Raw genomic sequence first — 17,864 nt, 5'->3', positions numbered from 1 at the left:
TAGACTCCCCCCTCGACTTCCCTCGCCAGTGAGCTTGTCCCATGCTCCACGTGTTGTTCAGCGTTTACCTGAAGATGCTGGTGCTCTATAGCCCGTTCTTCGTGTTGTCCTGCTTCATCAGTCTGACCCGCGGTTATTCGCGCAAGGAACAACGTCGTCTGGCCTGGAAAGTGGCAATTGCCACACTGGTTTCCAGCGTCTTGCTGTACCTGTTCGGGCGGGTGATCTTTGACGTGTTCGGCATTACCGTGGATGCATTCCGTATCGGTGCCGGCAGTGTGCTGTTCATCTCGGCGCTGGGCATGGCCCAGGGCAAGTCGGTGGTGCAGACCGACAATGTGCAGCAAGACGTGACCATCGTTCCGCTGACCATTCCGCTGACAGTCGGCCCCGGCACCATCGGCGCCCTGTTGGTCATGGGCGTGAGCCAGCCGCACTGGGACGACAAACTCACGGCCATTCTCAGTATCGCGCTGGCCAGCTTCACAGTCGGGGTGGTGTTGTATCTGTCGAACCGCATCGAGCGGATTCTGGGTGATCAGGGGTTGCAGATTGTCAGTCGGTTGATGGGGTTGTTCGTGTGCGCGTTGGCGGCGCAGATTATTTTTACCGGGGTTAAAGGGTATCTGGTGCCCTGAGTCACCTACTTGCCTCCATTTGGCGATCCTAGAGGTAAAAGACGACCCCATATGAGGTCGTCATCGTTACAGCTCATCAATGCGCCCGGAGTGGGATTGCCGTTGCGAACCCAGCCACTGCACAACGTTCTCTGCATTCTCCTCATAACTCTTGATGTTCAATCGAGCATTAACAAAACCAGTTTTCATGCGCCCTTGCACTCGGGCCGGATCGAAAACATGATCAATGAGGTTCGGTCCCACGTCCTCAACGGTCTTGAAAAGCACCGTAGCTATTGTAAGAAGCCCCTCTTCGTCAACGATGCCTAATTGCATTTTGATATGAGCTTGCTCTTTCAGCACCGCATGATCACGGAAAATTTCGGCAAGCGGTGTACTTTTCGACAACGCAGAAAGCTTCTTGGAAGCGATATCCAGGCAATCTTTCTGCGCACCTGAAAGGTGCTTTCCAAAAATGCAAAACAATATATTTGCAAGTTTGAACCGTCCGCTGTCAGCAGGTAATGAGATTTCCTGCTGTTCGTGCAAATTCCAGCCACAAGAGCCCAAAGACTCCTTGAAGACATCCTGCCACTCTACAGTCGCCGGGCTTTCGCAAAAATCTTCGTCTGCGCAAAGCTGGGAAAAAAGAATCGAATCCTGCACACTCTGCTTTAAAGGCTCCGACAATGATCGGGACAGCAACAAAACACTGCATGTGCTTATATAAATTGAATACTCCATTCAACTCCCCGAAAGGAAACCAGCGCCTTTCTGCTTCAATCATTTAAATTATGCAGGCCTACGACGACTAAACCTTTTTTTGAGCACTTCCTTTCGATGTGCGCCAAGATATTCTTCAATGTCATTTCTAAACCCCTCATATCGAACAGGATTAAAAGTAATGAACGACTTCCCTCGAAAAATTTCCAGCGCCGAAGACTGCCAATTTACAAAGAGAACACCGCCGTTGTGCGAAGACCCTGTTTGCTTTATTGATGCAGACGAGACGATTAGAAGACCGTTCTCCAATTCTTCGCACGGAATGACCGACAGTCGCGCACCTTCGGGTATTTTTACCTCGTTATTGTAAAGATTTAAGGTTTTCTGATCGTCCTTCAAACCACCCACTGTGGTTTCTATTACCCCGCCGAGCACAGAGGCAGCCGGAAAACCTGCCTTCACACCGTCCAATATTCCTTTAACGATATCTTTAATTACATAGTCCATATCGACGCGCAGAGTACTACTGGAGTACTGAGTGTAACCATCATCGGCGATAAAACATCCAAGGTCCCCCAAACACCGAACAAACTCCTCATACCATCGCTTAGTATTCTTGCCGTTGGGGACCTCGTAATTAGCCTCCATAATGGCCATTGTCATGATGTTCTCTATGATCGCCATATTGCTGAGCGACATACCCTTGCCGTAGCCCACCAGCGCATCGCCCAGCATAACCGCATCAAGTTCCTTTGTCGGATTGTCATCTTGCTGCACGGCGAGCGCACGTGGACGCAGCCCAGCGGGCGCTAGCGCCTTACGCTTACTAACACGGGCCTTTACCAACTCAACGCTTTGCGCAACGCTCACTACACTTTCAAAATCATTCATAAATACTCCTTTTTATCCAATTGACCGCTCCTGCGGACTAACACCAATCTAATTCATCATATCCTCATACAACACCCCTAACCGGTTACTGAATATGTGCGTGCAAAACAACCTCTCATATACTCAACTAACAATCGGACACACACCCCAAGAACAGACGGCTTTTAAACTTCCGTAAAGCGTTGTATTCATGAACCTCAAACAACGCAACCCCATACAAACACAGAGTAAACCCGACTTAACCCTGACGAGACTTTATATATGAACGAGCTACTCTCCGGACTGGTAACCGGCCCGACCTTGACTTCCTACGTCGAAACAATGTCCTTGCGCGACCTCGATGATCTGGCAGGCATCCAAAATATTGCAACCAAGTATGCCGACGAGTCGAAACTCCGTTACGCCGACTCAGATGACTGGCTTATGGAATACCTACAAGCATTGGACAACTTTGGCTGGATCACGAACGGATATGTTAACGAACTCACACTTAACGACGTAACGATGTCTTTAGCAGACTACGTTGTATGGATGATCAAGGACCCCGTAGAAAAAAACGCCATGATCGACACGTTCGACTCCTTGAAGCTCAACAACCCAGCACTCCTATCACTGGGTGAAGAGTCCGGGGAAGGCCAAAGCTTACAAGTTATCCCCGCCAAGTATGATTCACGAGGCAACCTTTCCATAAAGATCATTCAAGTGCAGTTGTTTTCCGAAACAAAAAATGGCAACTTTTTATTCTGGAAGTTGGAAAATCGATCAGCAAAAATCGTTCGCCGGACTGCACACCTGGTATTAGATCGAGAAAAACTCGAGCATTGGAGATGGCGACTCAACGAGCTAATCAACAAATTCCGTATGTCGCGATTTTCCTTGAGGAAAAGAAACGGCAGCGCCGAGTAATCGAACCCGAACCAGATCTTGGCCACGCAAGGCAATACGATCGCAAGAAGCGAATCACCTTCGATAGTCAGGAGATTCTCTCGGCCAACACCTACACGTTGAACCCGCCGGATCATGATCCGGATCGTTCAAAAGCCATCAACATTCGACAACACCTCGGGTTGCCGGAGGATGCCGACAGCCACACACACTGAACAGTGTCCAGTGTGTGTGTGAGTGTCCTTCAAAATTTAACTGACGACTGCTTCAACTTTCCCGACCGACAAAAGCTTATTGAGCAATACGCTATTGGCGGTATCCTTTCTGGCGAGCAGAGCACTGACCAGTGTCGATACCGCAAAGGATTGATAGTCGCCCAATGCCAGAAACACATCTCCACGCAGGGCTGGGTCCACCGCAAATACGTGACGAAAGATCAAACTGTGTCCGCTGTCGGAATCAACAATGACCAAATGCTCATCGACCCGGTTCATCCATAATTGATCTGCAACCACGATATCCCAGGTCAATTTTCCTGGAACCGAAGGCGGGCGATCCAATGAATAGCGGCAATCGACGATGACCGATTCAAGTTTCAACCACGTCGCTTTGGTAAGCCGACAGGTTGTTGAGCCTTGACCCATATTGAGAACCAGGATGCTGACATCATCGGCAATCAACGGAAGCAGGTCCTTGCCCATCTTCGGCCCTTCGACCGTTAGTACTTCGGCGTTTCGCTGAATATAGGCAAGGGGCCCGACCTTGTTTTCTTTCGGATAGGTGTGCAAGAAACCCTCCCCGCGATCGTGCAACATCACATTGGTTTGATTCTGCGTGCCCACCAGCGCGTATTGCGCAGCAGTGGCAATTGGCGGAATCCGAATCAACCGTTCAGTCCGGACCACGTACCACTGCGAGTAGTCAGGGTCTTTGACAGAAAGAAAATCAGCGCAACGATGTTCCTTCGCCAGCGACGCCAGGCCTTCATGCAATTCACCCTCCAGTGCCGCGACCCAATGGGTATCAACGCCTGTAATCCTTGCCGGTTGGTTGTGCTGTAAATCCACCTCCACGCCATCAAGGGTCGTTGCCCTCAGGCCAGCGCCTTCTACCGTCACGTCTCTAAAGGTCCAGGACACCCATTCCTGTATTGGGGCCGGCAATGCCCCGGCCTGCAACAGCTTCGTTCCCTGGGCAAAAGCCGCGTCCAAATGGTCCGGATCGACAAAACCCTGGCGGACAATCTTGCCGGTTGAAAGATCGAACAGCCAGACGGCCTGGTTGTCCGGGGTAATACTCAGCAACCGTACTTCTTTCCCCTGCCCCAGGTCAGCGAGTAGCAGTCGATCATCAAGGTACCAGGCGCACAATTCGGCATCGCCCTGAAAGCCAGTCAACCCAAGGATGGCAAAACTCGATACCGGGTATTGTGTCGCCACCGTTGCCAGTGCGGACCACCATTGGGATCGGTTCTTGAACCAGGTTTCGGTCAGTCCGCCCAAGCGCAGATGCCCGTCCGGCATCATATTAAAGAAGAGGTTGGTGTCGGTCAGCGCGAGATAGCCGTGCTCAACGGCGATAACATTTTTCAACCCCTCAGGGATGATTTCTCTGGAAGACCATTGCGTGCGGCCATTCACCACCGACCTCTGCTGTCGCACAAGTCTTCCGGCTAACCTGTCATAGGTAACAAACACTTCACCCTCGACCCCAGCGGGAGCGATGAGCAGTAGATCGGTCAATGCCTTGATTGAGTCTTTCCATCCCCGCGAATGATGACGTCTGGCAGGCGGCCGGATGATCAAGCCGTCACTGTTGCGAACCCAGATCAAATCCCGATATTTGTCCTCCAGTTGCCAACAAATCGACACCAGCGCACCGGGATGCCAGTTCACTGTATGCGCTGATTCCCGCGGCAAGACATAGTTGCCCAGCACCTGCTTCCAATCAGTCAGTACATCCGCGTCCAGCACTGGCTGCAGTGCTGGAACCAGGCCCAGGGTGATTGAACTCAGCCACACTGCCCCGTCATGGATCAAGTAGGTCAGTTCAGTGTTCTGGCCGTTCTTTGTAGTGAGCTGCTGCACGATCTGAATGCCGCCATTGGCCATGGCCTCACAGCGGACAATGGCCGTGTCATCTTTAACAAGCAAACGATAGCGCTGAATCAAAGTTCCCGTGGTTGCATCAACTTGCCAGACGTAGAAAGTCTCGGGATTGTAGAAGTAAGCCGAACCCTCCACGACCGCCCCCAATAGAACCTCATCGGCCAATAGCACCTGCGGGTCGCGTATATACAGAAAACGATCCTGCGCCGAATCGTAATAGGCGGTGACTGTCCTGGGTTCGTCCGGACTTTCGAATGGAACCAGGAACTCATGGACGGGGGTATAAGCCATGGCCAGTCGATGTTCACGGGCCAGTGATTTGAAATGGTCCAACAACGCTTGCTCTCCGAGCTTCGGGTCCGCATCTTCTTCGACCACCTCCAACCGCAGGGCAACAAGATCAACGCGCATGAGCTTGTTGTCAGCCAGCTTTAGCAACACATCGTGAACGCCGCCACCCCCAAATTTCACACCCAACGTGGCTGACACAAGGCGCCCCAAAGGCTCTATCTGAACATCTGCCTCTTTCAGCCAGGGAGCGAGTAGAACCCAGCGAGCTGCGATGTGGAGTGGTGTATTTAGCTCAAGAGCAACACCTGGATTGAGCACCACGGAACATTGAGCACCCGCACTTTCAATCCGGTAAGTGATCATGTCATGCCACAGTTTGGGTAGAGCAGGCACTACCAACGAGCGCTCAATGGTGTCGAGGCGAACATTGAAAACCGTTGGCTTGTATACGGGGTACAACCGGTTGACCACGTACTCACCGGGAAACGAGTAGAACGAAAACAGAAACTGCCATTGCCCCTGTTCGTTCTTTTTCTCCAGCCGGCGTGCCGTGTCGAATCCACCGGCATGACGAAACGTGACAAACGGCAGCAACTTGTATTCATAGCCGTACCAGGTCTTGGGCGTGCAGGGCAGCACGATCGTTTGCCCGGCCTGCGGTGAGAAAGGTGCCGAGCCGGGCAACTCAAGACTCTGGCGAATATCGGTGGCACGTGCGTAATCCACATCGAAATCCGGAACCCCGAAATGATCTCGCAGCGGGAATAGCTTCGGGCTGTCGAAACGGACGGTGGAATCCTGAAAATCCAGATCGGCGAACACCAGTAATGGATGTGCAATCCAGGCATTCGTCGCTTTATCCAGGTGATAACCGCCTTGTAAATAAGCCTTTTCGAGCCCGTCAAAGAACAGCCCGACCTCCTTGGCCTCCTCCGCAATGGTGGCAAAGCCTTCGGCCAGCGCAGCAACGCCAACCGCCAACCCACCCAGAATCACCCCTGCGCCTCCCAATACCGCAGCAACCGTGCCCGCACCTGCAAGTGCGGCGCCCAGGCCTGCGGCGGCCAATACCACGCTGGCGGAGTCGAACGTCAACTGTGTCCCGAACTGGGCCTTTTCAATGTCATTGGTTGCGTGGTTCAACTGGTAAATATCAAACCCGACATTCACCAGTCCCAACACCGTACCCACCCCTTCGTTGGCAATATGCCCCAAGGCTCTTTGCACAAGCGGTGCGCTGGTCCGGGCAATCAATTTTTCATCGTCCAGTGCCTGGCGAACCAGTTTGATAATGCCAATGACATCCACAACGTTGCCATGGGCCAGTTGGGCATAGTTCACGTAAGCATGCAGGCGAATGGCGGTGGTCAGCGCATTGTCACCACCGCTTGCCGCGCCTTCATGATGTCGTAGCGCGTTCATCAAAGCCTGTAGGGTGAAACCGGCATTGAGCGTATGGACACTGCCTGCCTCAGTCGGATCGCCCCCGGAGACTGGCGCCCGTTGTTTGCTGGCCAACGTCTCGAAAAGCCCGGAGAGAAACTCCTTTATCCTGAGGATCCGGTGATCATCAGTCGTGACATGCGTCATGGTCTGCCCAGCCTTGGGATCGACCAGACTGATCTTGTATTCCCCGCTCGGCGTAATCTCCAATGTCTCGAACAACGGGACGGCATCCGCCGATAATTGGTGTTGGGTCTGCAACTGCCTTGTCGCCTGGGCGATCTGTTCTCCCCACCAGTGTGCATCCAGCTCCCGCAAGGAGCTCCCCAGCGCTACATTGTTCACCAGCGATCGCCCACGGGCACTGGCCACGCGTTGTCGAACCCGTGATAGCGTTTGTTCAGGCAAAGCACCTGGCGCGGACAAGCTTGAAACTTCGATACCGGACGCAAGCACCCTCTTGTTCAGGCTGTCGGTGTCGAGCTCGATCAGATCAAAGGTCGGCCTCTGCGCATCGCCAAAGGCTGCGTAATGCCTGGCCATCTGCTGGCTGATGAAAAAGTGCGTCAATGCACCATTGAACGCCAGCGGTGTAGCAAATTCGAAGATCCCGAAATTCGGGTCGTAGAGAAGATAAATGCTGTGCTCGCCTTCGAAGACTTTCGCCACCAACATTGAGTGGTTGTCCGAGTTGAGCATCATGGTAGTAGTGGCTGTTTTCTCTTTCAGCATCGCTACGATCCGGGTCAGATCAGAGCGCTCCAATGATTCACCTATATCATCGACAGGTGCATCACGCAGCTCTTCGATCATGCTCACAAACACCCTTGAATCATTGGCCTCAGGCTCAGTGACGGCCAGGTAAAAACGCTCGCGCAAGGTGTTTGCCGCCGTATTGCCTTTGTGAAGCGCAGCAGCCATGGCCAACGCCAATGGGTAACAGCGCCCGGCAACCCGATCGCCCGCGCCTTCGAGCAACAAGTCCTGGGGCACCATTTTGAAACTGCCATGATCGAAGCTTGCCAGCACCTCTCCCATTTGCTCGCTGATCCGGTCGCGGTATTCGAGTTTCGCCACGTGCTGAATTTTGGCCACCCTACGCCCCCACTCAACCAGGGTCAGAGGCTGGTCGAGCGCCTGCCGTTTGAGTTCGACACTGGTTTCGGAGAGGGCTGCGTGTGGGTTGGAAGTATCCGCCAACCCTGCCAGAAACGCCGGATGGTTTAGCTTGAACAGCGCCTGTTCAATAGCCCCATAACGATGAGAAACGCCCAACTCAGACACCGTATTCGCCAGGTTCTCCAACTCGGCGCTGACGACATCAAAGCTGCGTTGATCCAGTGCCTTTGCCCCCACCAGCGCTCCAATCAACAACCGCTGCAGAGGGTTCAGTTGCTCGACCCGCAAGGATCCCTTGCCGATTTGGCGAAGCAATTCATCGATCGGCAAATCCCGAGTCGCCGCCTCATTGGGAGAGGCCGACGGCGGGAGCTCGACCGCTTGCGCAATGATGGATCGCCGTTCATCGAAACTCAGCCACAGTTGCTGTTCGAACGTTACTTCACCCTCGGCACGTTGGCTCATTGCCTGCAAAAATGGTTTGCCAAGATGACCCGCCAGGGACTGCAGCAGGTCAGTCGACAACACATGCCGACCTTCAATCACCGGCCAGCCATTGTCGAAATGGATGGCCTGGTTTTTGAGTAACTGATCCAGTTTGCCGATATAGCGCGCCTTGAACTGCCCCGCCTCCCAATGCTGCTTTTCTCTATTGAGCCATTGGCTGGTGTCGCTTTCGTTCTCCTTCCAGGAATGATCCAACTCTTCCTCGGTCGCCCGGTTGACGGTTGCGATGGCCGGAATAGCGACTTCAGCCCGCGAGGCTTCAGCGCCCCGTGGGGTGAAGTGCATCTTTTCATAGTCCCCCAGTCCATCGCGCATCGCAGCAGGCCCGGTCAGATAGATCGTCACTTCACTCTGGGGACGGATACCGTCGCTGTAGTACGCGGCGGCAGCCTCAACCAGAAATCTGACCGCTATTTCTTCCTCCATTGGGAGCTCATGCAAAGGGCCGAACCTTTTCTCGACCACCTCCTCGGCAAGGCCACTGATGGCTTCAGCGTCGATAAGCGCAATCTTTCTTTCAATGGCCAACCGGGCGGTGGCATCGACCACCTCATAGTTGAGCCTGAAACGATCAAGAACAGCCAAGAGCATTGCGGAACCGGGATGAGCCATCATGAACGCATTGCTCAACGTGCTTTGCTCGGCGACCGCTCGCAGCCCATCCGGCCGAACCTTACGCTCTACCGGAGGGTGGAAAACTTCGCTGATCTGCGGTCGGCTTTTGGCGAAACGCTCCAATGCCGCGCGATGCTCCAGGGGAATTTGCTCGAGATAGTTTGTGTACCTGCCGCGCACAGCCTGACGTCCCGGCATCCATTCGGGTTGTTCATCCAGTACCAACTGCAGAACACCCAGGCGTGCATCCGAACCAAACCGGCTGATATCCACACCGCCCAGTGTTTCCAGCAACGGCGGCAGGTTATCCACATCGGCGTAGCTGCCACCTTCGGCGAACAGCGCCTCGGCACGCACAACATCGGAGGCAGCAGCAAAATTGCCACGCAGGCTGATTTCTCTCGCGTAGATAGCTTGCAAGTACAGCGGTGTCGCCTCGGTGGCGAGATCGCGCAGAACAATACCGCCCTCACCCAATGCCACCAGGCTGCGGCGGTTGCTTTCCCTCAGGACTTTTAAACGGTCTTCATTTTGACCGTAGCCTCGAACCAACAGTCCGATCCTGGCGTCGTCGGCGTTCTGGCCGCTTTCTACCGCTTTGTTAATGTGCGCAAACATTTGTTGCTTGAGGGCGATGACCCGTTCTTCATACTTGTCGCCCAGTTCAATAGCAGTACTACTGGCCTGTCCGCCATTAAGCATGGCATCAGCCTTGGCCGCCTGGACGATAATCCGGTTAGTTTCGTAAGCCAGCAGCGCATCGCTGTCATACCAAAGCTTGAGCGTGTAACCCTGCCCGACCAACGCTTGTTTCCAGATATTGAGATAGTCGCGTTGAATATCCCCGATACCGCCGCCAAGCCAGACGAAGTGCAAATTGTCAGGCACTTGGGTTGCCGGAGTTTGCAACTGCCGGACCCCGCTCGCGAGACGAACTTCAAAACCTTCAAGTCGTTCGTAGATATCGGTCAAGTCGGGCGTTGGGCTCTCGGAAATTGATGCTGTGGTTCGCCGCTGTCGGCCGACAGATCCGATGAAAGAAGCCAAAGCTTGCTTCAACAGGCCCAGCGGCTCCAGCAGCCTGGGGGAATCGAGCAAACCGAGGCAACCAAAGTAATACCTGAACACAGCCTCGTACTCGGCCGTCCCTTTGTGCGAAATCAAAGCACGCTCAAGCTCAGCAACTTTAAAAAGTTTAACGAACTTGACGTGACTGCTCACGTGCGGGGTATAGAAATGACTATTAGACACAATGTTCTCCTGCCATCGATACAGGCAAATAAATATTGAAAGCCGGACACACAAAACAAGTAATCCGGCCTCTACCAGCAATGAAGATCGTTATTTTCAGGCGCACAAAGACCGCCCGGCAATCACGCCAAATATTTCGCATTCTTTTCGAACGAAACCAAACCAACATGGCAAAGCAAGCGCTTCACACGAAACAAACTAAATCGCGCGCACGAAAACTTCAAACATGAAAAAACTCAATTAATTTCAATACAATTGAACTCAGGAAAAAATAAAACCTGGCATTACAGTAGTTACATACGCGCCCAGACAACCCAGAACATTGAACTCTGCAACAAACAAACGGCTTTACGCGCCATGCGCAAAATCGAGGCATTCAACTACAGAAAAGGACTACGCGAACAGATCGAACTTCTTCTCAGCAAGAGTAATAAATCCGACAACAACTGTTGAAATAGATGACGCCTCAATCGTCGAAACAATCGAAGTTAAAGGGCAGGCAGCCAAAGGGCAGGGACTTTAATGCGGCCCCGACAGGGCCGCTGTGGTTCAGGAGGCAGGCTTGGTGCCATACCAGCGCGGCGTGTAGACCCATTCACCACCTTCGGCGCGGGGGAACGCGCATGTGGTGGACGAGCCGATCAGCACCATGGTGCGCATGTCCACTTGCTCCGGCGTGAGCGCACCGAGCGTGGTGACCCGCAGTGTCTGGCCGGGCCGACCGATATCACGGCCCAAAACCACCGGGGTTTGCGGCGTACGGTGCTGTGCGACGATTTCCAGAGCACGGCCTAACTGCCAAGGCCGAGAACGTGAAATCGGGTTATAGAAGGCCAACGCCAGATCGGCTTCGGCGGCCAGGTCCAGACGCTTTTCAATGATCGACCACGGCTTGAGATTGTCCGACAGCGACATCACGCAGAAGTCATGCCCCAACGGCGCACCGGCCTGAGCGGCGGTCGCGAGGGAAGCGGAAACCCCCGGCAGAATCTCCAGATCGACACTGTGCCAGGCCGGCTCACCCGACTCATGCAAGGCTTCCAGCACAGCAGCGGCCATGGCGAACACGCCGGGGTCACCGGATGAAACCACAATTACCGACCGCCCTTGGACCGCCAGTTCGAAGGCGTGACGGGCACGCTGCATCTCTTCGCGGTTGTCGGTGCAATGCAACACTTGATCCGGCCGAAACGGGCCGGCCATGCGCACATAGGTTTCATAGCCAAGCACATCCGTGGCTCTGGTCAGTTCGGCCTTCACCGCAGGTACCATCAATTCGGCAGCACCCGGGCCCAGGCCGATTACGGCCAGTCGACCGCGAGGGCGGCCGATCTGTGCGATGTCCAGCGGTTGTTCAGCGATCGCCAGCGCCAGATTCGCGTCGATCGGGATAATCGTAACGCTGGGAACAGCCGTACGAGCCAGCTCGTTGGCATCGCTGGCAGCCGATGCAAAACGTAGCGGCACACCCAGCTCAAGCGCCGCTTCGCGCAACGTCGGGTTGGCCATTTCCGTGACTGGAGCCAGCAAGCACGCCAGCGATTGAACGGCGACTCGCGCCTGACGCAGCGCCGCGCGAATCGCCTGGGGCAAATCCGCCACACTGGCGCTGACCGCCAGCAAGACACTGCGCGGGTAGATCAACAGCTCATTGGCGGCCGGCGTCCGTTCGGCGCTGCCGACATGGATCGACAAATGCGCCTGAGGGTCTTCTGGCAATTGGGCTTGCGCCAACCAGGGCGCAGCGCCTTCGATGCGCACGTGTTCACCGGCCAGCAAGTCCGAGACGAAGCGCTTGCCCAGCTCCAGATCGCCCAAGGCATAGCCGCCGGGTGGATTGAGCAGGCAGGTGCCGAAACGCAATTCACCGCTGGTGGTGATCGCCGCAGCAACGTCGAGGCCAGCGGCAATCTCCCGTGCCATGACGTTCACCCCGCCGAGACCGCCGAGCAGCGGCACCACCGCGCTGCCGTCTTCGGCCACGGCCAGCACCGGTGGCTCAGCACCTTTTTCCAGCAGCAATGGCGCCAGAGTGCGGATCACAATCCCGGCGGCGCACAGCGCGATGATCGGTGTGTCCTGTTGATAGAGTTCGCGCAGGGTCGCGCCGAACTCGTGATAAACACGGTCCGCGCCTGCGACCCGTTCGGCCAATCCATGGATCAGTGCGCCCGGATACACCTGCGCAATCTTGCGTGCAGTCGCGAGGCTGCCATTGCCGAGAATGACAATCGCCGGAGCGGTATGGGCCATCAGCCTTGCCACCTTTCACCGGGAACGATGATCAGCGAGAAATACGGCGAGGACATCGGTTCGACCTGATCCAGCGGCACGATTTTCTGATTGGCCATGGTCGCGCGCTCGACGTACAGCGCACGCTCCGCCAGACCGAGTTCTTCGAGCACCTGACGGACCTTGGGAAAGTTGCGCCCCAGTTTCATGATCACCGCGGCATCGGCATCGGCCAGTCGCCGCTTGAGGTCTTCGTGCGGCAGCACACCCGACAACACCGACAGGCTCTGATTGCGATACACCAGCGGCGCGCCGAGTACCGACGCTCCGCCGAGCATCGAGCAGACGCCCGGCACGACTTCGGCTTCATAGCGTTCGGCCAGACGATCGTGCAGGTACATGTAAGAGCCGTAGAAGAACGGATCGCCTTCGCAGATCACCGCCACGTCACGGCCAGCGTCCAGATGCACGGCGAGTTGTTCGCCAGCGGCATCGTAGAAATCGCTGATCACTTGTTCGTACGACAACGGCGCCGGCAGCGCTTCGGTGGTCACCGGATAGACCAGCGGCAGCAGGGTTTGCGCGTCCTGCAGGTGCGCTTCGATGATGCCGAACGCATTGCCTTTCTTGCCCTTGGCGACGAAGTACGCCACCACCGGCGATTCGCGCAGCAGGCGCAAGGCTTTGACGGTAATCAGTTCCGGATCACCGGGGCCGACGCCCAGGCCAATCAAACGTCCAGGTTGCTGCATCATTCGATCTCCGTGGCGAGGGCATTGACGGCGGCGGCGGCCATGGCACTACCGCCCAACCGGCCTTGCATGATGACGAAAGGCACGCCACGGCTGTCCGCCGCGAGCATCGCCTTGGATTCGGCGGCGCCGACGAAGCCCACCGGGAAGCCGAGGATCAGCGCCGGTTTCGGTGCGCCGGCGTCGAGCATTTCCAGCAGATAAAACAGCGCGGTCGGTGCATTGCCGATCACCACCACACTGCCTTCCAGGTGCGGACGCCACAGTTCCAGCGCGGCAGCGGAACGGGTGTTGCCCAACTCGCGGGCGAGTTCCGGAACGCTGTCGTCGCGCAGGGTGCAAATCACTGGGTTGTTGGCCGGCAAACGCGCGCGGGTCACGCCTTCGCTGACCATCCGCGCGTCGCACAGAATCGGCGCACCGGCCGCCAGCGCATCGCGCCCGGCCTTGCCGGCGCCTTCGGAAAATTGCAGCCCGTCGATGGCCTCGACCATGCCGCAGGCGTGGATCACCCGCACCGCGAGTTTCTCCAGATCGGTCGGAATACGCGCAAGGTTGGCCTCGGCGCGAATGATCGCGAAGGAGTTGCGATAGATCTCCTGACCGTCGCGGATGTAATCAAGCATCAAGGGCGCTCCGTGAGCGGGCGTCGAGCAAGGCCGCGACCGCTTCAATAGTAAGGTTGCGTGCGTGCAGCGCGCCGAAACCCGGCTGTGCTGCATCGCGAAAATAGAGGTCGTAGTGACCGGGTGAGACGGCCAGCAAAGTCGCTGGCGTGATGTGTGCCGCCGCGCAGGAACGCGCGCAGCCAGACAGGTGCACATCAAAGACTTGGCCGTGACGTTGCAGCAACGCCGCCAATTGCAGGGCATCGCCCTTTGTGTCGGACAGGCCTTTGCCGCAACCCGCCGAACCGGTGCAGGCGATCAGATGCGCCAAGGCGTCGTCTGCCGAACAGCGCAGGCGCAAATTTTCCAGGCTGTGGATAACTTGAGCGGCGTCGTCTTCGTGGACATCTGGCAACAGCAGGCTTTGCCAAGGGGTGAAACGCAGGCTGCCATCACCTCGTTCGCGGGCCAGTTGTGCTGCGCCCCGCAGCATGGCGGGATCGAGTCGGCCCAGAGGCGGTGTCGCACCGACATAGACACGGCCGGATTCACGCTGAGGATGAGCGCCTATGTGTAGAACGCTCGAGTGCAGAACGTTCGAGTTCGTAACGCGCGACCCGCTCACGATGGACAGTAGCGGCACACGTTCGGCCACTTGAGCGACAAACCCGGCCACCGGGTATTCGACCAGCAGATGACGCATGCGTGTCTGGTCGGGACGCGCCAGATCGAGGAACAACTCAAGCACCGCAATTACCAATGCATGGCCGTTTTCCAGTCGCACCGCGCCCAACGGAGTCTGCGTCGGGCAACCCGCCAGACCGAAGGCCAGCACGCACTCGCCCTCTTGCTCAACGGCGCTCAACCACAGGTCGTGAGGATGTTCGAGCATCGCCAGGCCTTCGCCGCCATCGAGTTGCACGGCAAATTTGGCGCTCAACTGGTGAAAACGCTCATGGCTTTGCAGGCTGGTGAGGATCTGTTCGGCCAACGGTCGCGTATCGAGCAACATTTGCCGGTCGATCCCGGCGCTCGGGCTGAGCATCAGGTTGCGTACATCGTCGCCCGCCGCGGTACGCGGGCCCAATCCTGCGGCGAGCAGGCTCTCGATCAAGGCCGTCTGCTCGCTGCCAATCCCGCGAATCTGCAGGTTGGCGCGGTTGGTCGCCTCGATCACGCCCCCGGCAAACCGCTCGGCCGCACTGGCCACCGCTTCAGCCTGGGTGGCGCTGATTGAGCCACCGTTCAATTTGATCCGACAAATGCCGCCATCCAGTGCCGGGACAATACGCAGCAACCCCGGGCAGGCCGAGGGGCGTAAGGCGGTGGACATCGGGCGTTCGTTCAAAGGGGCGACCGGCTATGTGGGAAAGGCGCTTCGCGGGCGAAGGCGCGGTATTATGCCTGCTTTGTCCGACGGCATGAAAAGCCTGCCCGTCGGAACAGTCCGTTTGTGGACTTTTTTTGAGGACGGCAGATGTCACCCTGGCTGACAGTAGTAGGTATCGGTGAAGACGGCTTCAAGGGCCTGGGCAAGAATGCCCGTCGCGCCCTGCTGGGCGCTTCGCGGATCATTGGCGGTCAGCGACAACTGGATTTGTTGCCGGTGTGCATTCGCGGCGAGCGGCAATTATGGCCAAGTCCGTTTTCCCTTGAACCATTGCTGGCACTGCGTGGCGAGCCGGTTTGTGTGTTGGCCAGCGGCGACCCGATGTTCTATGGCGTCGGCGCCAGCCTTTCGCGGCAACTGCCTGGCGCGGAAATGCTGATCCTGCCCGCCCCGTCTTCCGTGTCATTGGCGGCCGCCCGCTTGGGCTGGCCGTTGCAGGACGTGGTGACGCTTTCAGTAGTCGCCCGCCCCGTCGCCGCGCTCAACGCCCATGTGTTCAGTGGTGTGCGCTTGCTGGTGTTGAGCAACGACGGCCAGAGTCCGGCGGCCATCGCGGCGTTGCTGCGCGAGCGCGGTTTCGGGCCGAGTCGCCTCACCGTGCTGGAACATCTGGGCGGCGAAGCCGAACGACGCATCGAGAGTATCGCCAACGACTGGAGCGAGCCGGAGATCGCCGACCTGAACCTGATCGCCATCGAATGCATCGCCGAACCGAACACACCTCGCCTGTCGCGCCTCGCCGGGTTGCCAGACTCAGCCTTCCAGCACGACGGCCAACTGACCAAACGCGATGTGCGCGCCATCACCCTCGCCCGCCTTGCACCGACACCCGGCGAACTGCTGTGGGACGTCGGCGCTGGCAGTGGTTCCATCGGCATTGAGTGGATGCGTGCTTACCCGAGCTGCCGGGCGCTGGCCATCGAAGCTGATGAAGGGCGGCAGTTGTTGATCGAACACAACCGCGATGCCTTGGGCGTCCCCGGGCTGCAATTGATTCGCGGCTGTGCGCCACAAGCCCTGATCGGACTCGAACGCCCGGACGCGATTTTCATCGGTGGCGGTGTCACCCGCGAAGGCGTGCTCGATGCTTGCTGGGCGCAACTCAAACCCGGCGGTCGACTGGTGGCCAACGCCGTCACCCTGCAAAGCGAAGTGACCCTGATGGCCTGGCGCGAACGGCATGGCGGTGAACTGACCCGCATTCATGTCGCTCAGGCGCAACCGTTGGGCGAGTTCGACACCTGGCGTCAGGCGCTGCCGATTACCTTGCTGGACGTGACGAAACCCCTCGATGCGTGACGAAACCGCCGAACAACCCGCACCGCTGCGCAGCGGCCTGACCACCGGCAGCTGCGCCACCGCCACCAGCCTCGCGGCGGCACGCCTGCTGCTCAGTGGCGTCGAAGCGGACGCCGTCGAGATTATTCTGCCCAAAGGCAAACGGGTGCAGATGCGTCTGGAATTTTGTCGGTTGATGAACGACGGCGCCGAAGCCGGAACGATCAAAGACGCCGGCGACGACCCGGACGTGACCCACGGTGCCCTGCTCTTTTCCCAAGTGCGCCTGCACAGCGAGCCGGGCATTCGCTTCAGCGCCGGCCGCGGCGTGGGCACCGTCACCCGGCCCGGGCTGGTGCTGAACGTCGGCGAACCGGCAATCAACCCGGTGCCACGCAAGATGATCAGCGAGCACCTGACGCTGCTGGCCGAAGAGCTTGATTACCCGGGCGGCTTCGAGGTCACGGTAAACGTCGAGGACGGCGAAGCCCTGGCGCTGAAAACCATGAACCCGCGACTGGGGATTCTCGGCGGCTTGTCGATCCTCGGCACCAGCGGCATCGTCCGGCCATTCTCCTGCGCGGCCTACATCGCCTCGATCCATCAAGGCATCGACGTCGCCAAAACCAACGGTTACCTGCACATCGCCGCGTGCACTGGCAATGCCAGCGAAGACACCATGCGCCGAGTCTACGACTTGCCGGAAATCGCTCTGATCGAAATGGGCGACTTCGTCGGCGCGGTGCTCAAACATTTGCGCAAAGTGCCTGTGGATAAACTCAGCCTGTGCGGCGGCTTCGGCAAGATCAGCAAACTGGCGGCCGGGCACATGGATTTGCACAGTCGGCATTCAAGCATCGACCTGCCGCAACTGGCCGAATGGGCCGCGGCGGTCGGCGCCGATGAGGCGTTGCAACAGGCGATCCGCGACGCCAATACCAGCCAGCAGGCGTTGGCCATGGCCAGCGCTGCCGGGATCGCACTCGGCGACGCGGTGTGTCAGCACGCTCTGGACTTTGCTCGCAGCGTGGTGCCGGCGCAGGTTCAGGTCGAAGTGTTCGCCATCGATCGCCAAGGCGGAATTGTCGGCCATGCGGGCGAATTAACGTAAATCTCCAGGCGAGTGATTAGCTGTGGCGAGGGAGCTTGCTCCC

General features: G+C 57.3%; 11 protein-coding genes. 4 read left to right on the top strand and 7 right to left on the bottom strand.

What is annotated here, in order from left to right:
• Positions 1 to 41: 41 nt before the first annotated feature.
• On the top strand, positions 42 to 638 hold the full coding sequence (locus AB3226_RS17845; RefSeq protein WP_019582263.1) for a MarC family protein: 597 nt from the start codon (positions 42 to 44) through the stop codon (positions 636 to 638).
• A gap of 66 nt (positions 639 to 704) precedes the next feature.
• Here AB3226_RS17845 and AB3226_RS17840 read toward each other — a convergent pair whose 3' ends face one another.
• Together AB3226_RS17840 and AB3226_RS17835 are read right to left on the bottom strand one after the other, a co-directional pair.
• Positions 705 to 1,361, bottom strand: a complete 657-nt coding sequence (locus tag AB3226_RS17840) for a hypothetical protein (protein WP_367374018.1) — start codon at positions 1,359 to 1,361, stop codon at positions 705 to 707.
• Positions 1,362 to 1,409: 48 nt separating this feature from the next.
• On the bottom strand, positions 1,410 to 2,231 hold the full coding sequence (locus tag AB3226_RS17835) for a hypothetical protein (RefSeq protein ID WP_367374017.1): 822 nt from the start codon (positions 2,229 to 2,231) through the stop codon (positions 1,410 to 1,412).
• A 261-nt stretch (positions 2,232 to 2,492) separates the two neighbouring features.
• Here AB3226_RS17835 and AB3226_RS17830 point away from each other — a divergent pair, with 261 nt between their 5' ends.
• Complete coding sequence (locus AB3226_RS17830; RefSeq protein ID WP_367374016.1) at positions 2,493 to 3,137, top strand: hypothetical protein; 645 nt, start codon at positions 2,493 to 2,495, stop codon at positions 3,135 to 3,137.
• Positions 3,138 to 3,367: 230 nt separating this feature from the next.
• On the opposite strand, the gene AB3226_RS17825 is transcribed toward AB3226_RS17830, so the two are convergent.
• The 5 genes from AB3226_RS17825 to cobG form a co-directional block, all read right to left on the bottom strand.
• Complete coding sequence (locus AB3226_RS17825) at positions 3,368 to 10,450, bottom strand: TcdA/TcdB pore-forming domain-containing protein (RefSeq protein ID WP_367374015.1); 7,083 nt, start codon at positions 10,448 to 10,450, stop codon at positions 3,368 to 3,370.
• Between the two features lie 549 nt (positions 10,451 to 10,999).
• A complete protein-coding gene (cobJ, locus tag AB3226_RS17820) occupies positions 11,000 to 12,703 on the bottom strand; it encodes a precorrin-3B C(17)-methyltransferase (RefSeq protein WP_367374014.1) in 1,704 nt (567 codons plus the stop codon).
• Positions 12,703 to 13,434, bottom strand: a complete 732-nt coding sequence (locus tag AB3226_RS17815; RefSeq protein WP_367375811.1) for a precorrin-2 C(20)-methyltransferase — start codon at positions 13,432 to 13,434, stop codon at positions 12,703 to 12,705. Before AB3226_RS17815 ends, cobJ begins: the two co-directional genes overlap by 1 nt.
• On the bottom strand, positions 13,434 to 14,060 hold the full coding sequence (locus AB3226_RS17810; RefSeq protein ID WP_367374013.1) for a precorrin-8X methylmutase: 627 nt from the start codon (positions 14,058 to 14,060) through the stop codon (positions 13,434 to 13,436). The genes AB3226_RS17815 and AB3226_RS17810 overlap by 1 nt, the downstream gene beginning before the upstream one ends.
• Positions 14,053 to 15,375 (bottom strand): precorrin-3B synthase, encoded by a 1,323-nt coding sequence (gene cobG / locus AB3226_RS17805; protein ID WP_367374012.1) that lies wholly within the window; start codon positions 15,373 to 15,375, stop codon positions 14,053 to 14,055. Before cobG ends, AB3226_RS17810 begins: the two co-directional genes overlap by 8 nt.
• 144 nt (positions 15,376 to 15,519) lie before the next feature.
• On the opposite strand from cobG, the gene cbiE reads away from it, so the two are divergent.
• Together cbiE and AB3226_RS17795 are read left to right on the top strand one after the other, a co-directional pair.
• On the top strand, positions 15,520 to 16,731 hold the full coding sequence (cbiE, locus tag AB3226_RS17800; protein ID WP_367374011.1) for a precorrin-6y C5,15-methyltransferase (decarboxylating) subunit CbiE: 1,212 nt from the start codon (positions 15,520 to 15,522) through the stop codon (positions 16,729 to 16,731).
• Positions 16,724 to 17,821, top strand: a complete 1,098-nt coding sequence (locus AB3226_RS17795; RefSeq protein WP_367374010.1) for a cobalt-precorrin-5B (C(1))-methyltransferase — start codon at positions 16,724 to 16,726, stop codon at positions 17,819 to 17,821. The genes cbiE and AB3226_RS17795 overlap by 8 nt, the downstream gene beginning before the upstream one ends.
• The last annotated feature ends 43 nt before the right edge of the window (positions 17,822 to 17,864 follow it).

Source organism: Pseudomonas lini (assembly GCF_964063345.1).
Lineage (GTDB): Bacteria > Pseudomonadota > Gammaproteobacteria > Pseudomonadales > Pseudomonadaceae > Aquipseudomonas > Aquipseudomonas lini_B.
This window is presented reverse-complemented; position numbering and strand designations above follow the sequence as displayed.

What these genes read in the sequence shown, in the direction of transcription:
- cobG (WP_367374012.1), bottom strand. Translation starts at nt 15,375, where the DNA reads ATGTCCACCGCCTTACGCCCCTCGGCCTGCCCGGGGTTGCTGCGTATT.
- AB3226_RS17835 (WP_367374017.1), bottom strand. Translation starts at nt 2,231, where the DNA reads ATGAATGATTTTGAAAGTGTAGTGAGCGTTGCGCAAAGCGTTGAGTTG.
- AB3226_RS17815 (WP_367375811.1), bottom strand. Translation starts at nt 13,434, where the DNA reads ATGCAGCAACCTGGACGTTTGATTGGCCTGGGCGTCGGCCCCGGTGAT.
- cbiE (WP_367374011.1), top strand. Translation starts at nt 15,520, where the DNA reads ATGTCACCCTGGCTGACAGTAGTAGGTATCGGTGAAGACGGCTTCAAG.
- AB3226_RS17830 (WP_367374016.1), top strand. Translation starts at nt 2,493, where the DNA reads ATGAACGAGCTACTCTCCGGACTGGTAACCGGCCCGACCTTGACTTCC.
- cobJ (WP_367374014.1), bottom strand. Translation starts at nt 12,703, where the DNA reads ATGGCCCATACCGCTCCGGCGATTGTCATTCTCGGCAATGGCAGCCTC.
- AB3226_RS17840 (WP_367374018.1), bottom strand. Translation starts at nt 1,361, where the DNA reads ATGGAGTATTCAATTTATATAAGCACATGCAGTGTTTTGTTGCTGTCC.
- AB3226_RS17845 (WP_019582263.1), top strand. Translation starts at nt 42, where the DNA reads ATGCTCCACGTGTTGTTCAGCGTTTACCTGAAGATGCTGGTGCTCTAT.
- AB3226_RS17795 (WP_367374010.1), top strand. Translation starts at nt 16,724, where the DNA reads ATGCGTGACGAAACCGCCGAACAACCCGCACCGCTGCGCAGCGGCCTG.
- AB3226_RS17810 (WP_367374013.1), bottom strand. Translation starts at nt 14,060, where the DNA reads ATGCTTGATTACATCCGCGACGGTCAGGAGATCTATCGCAACTCCTTC.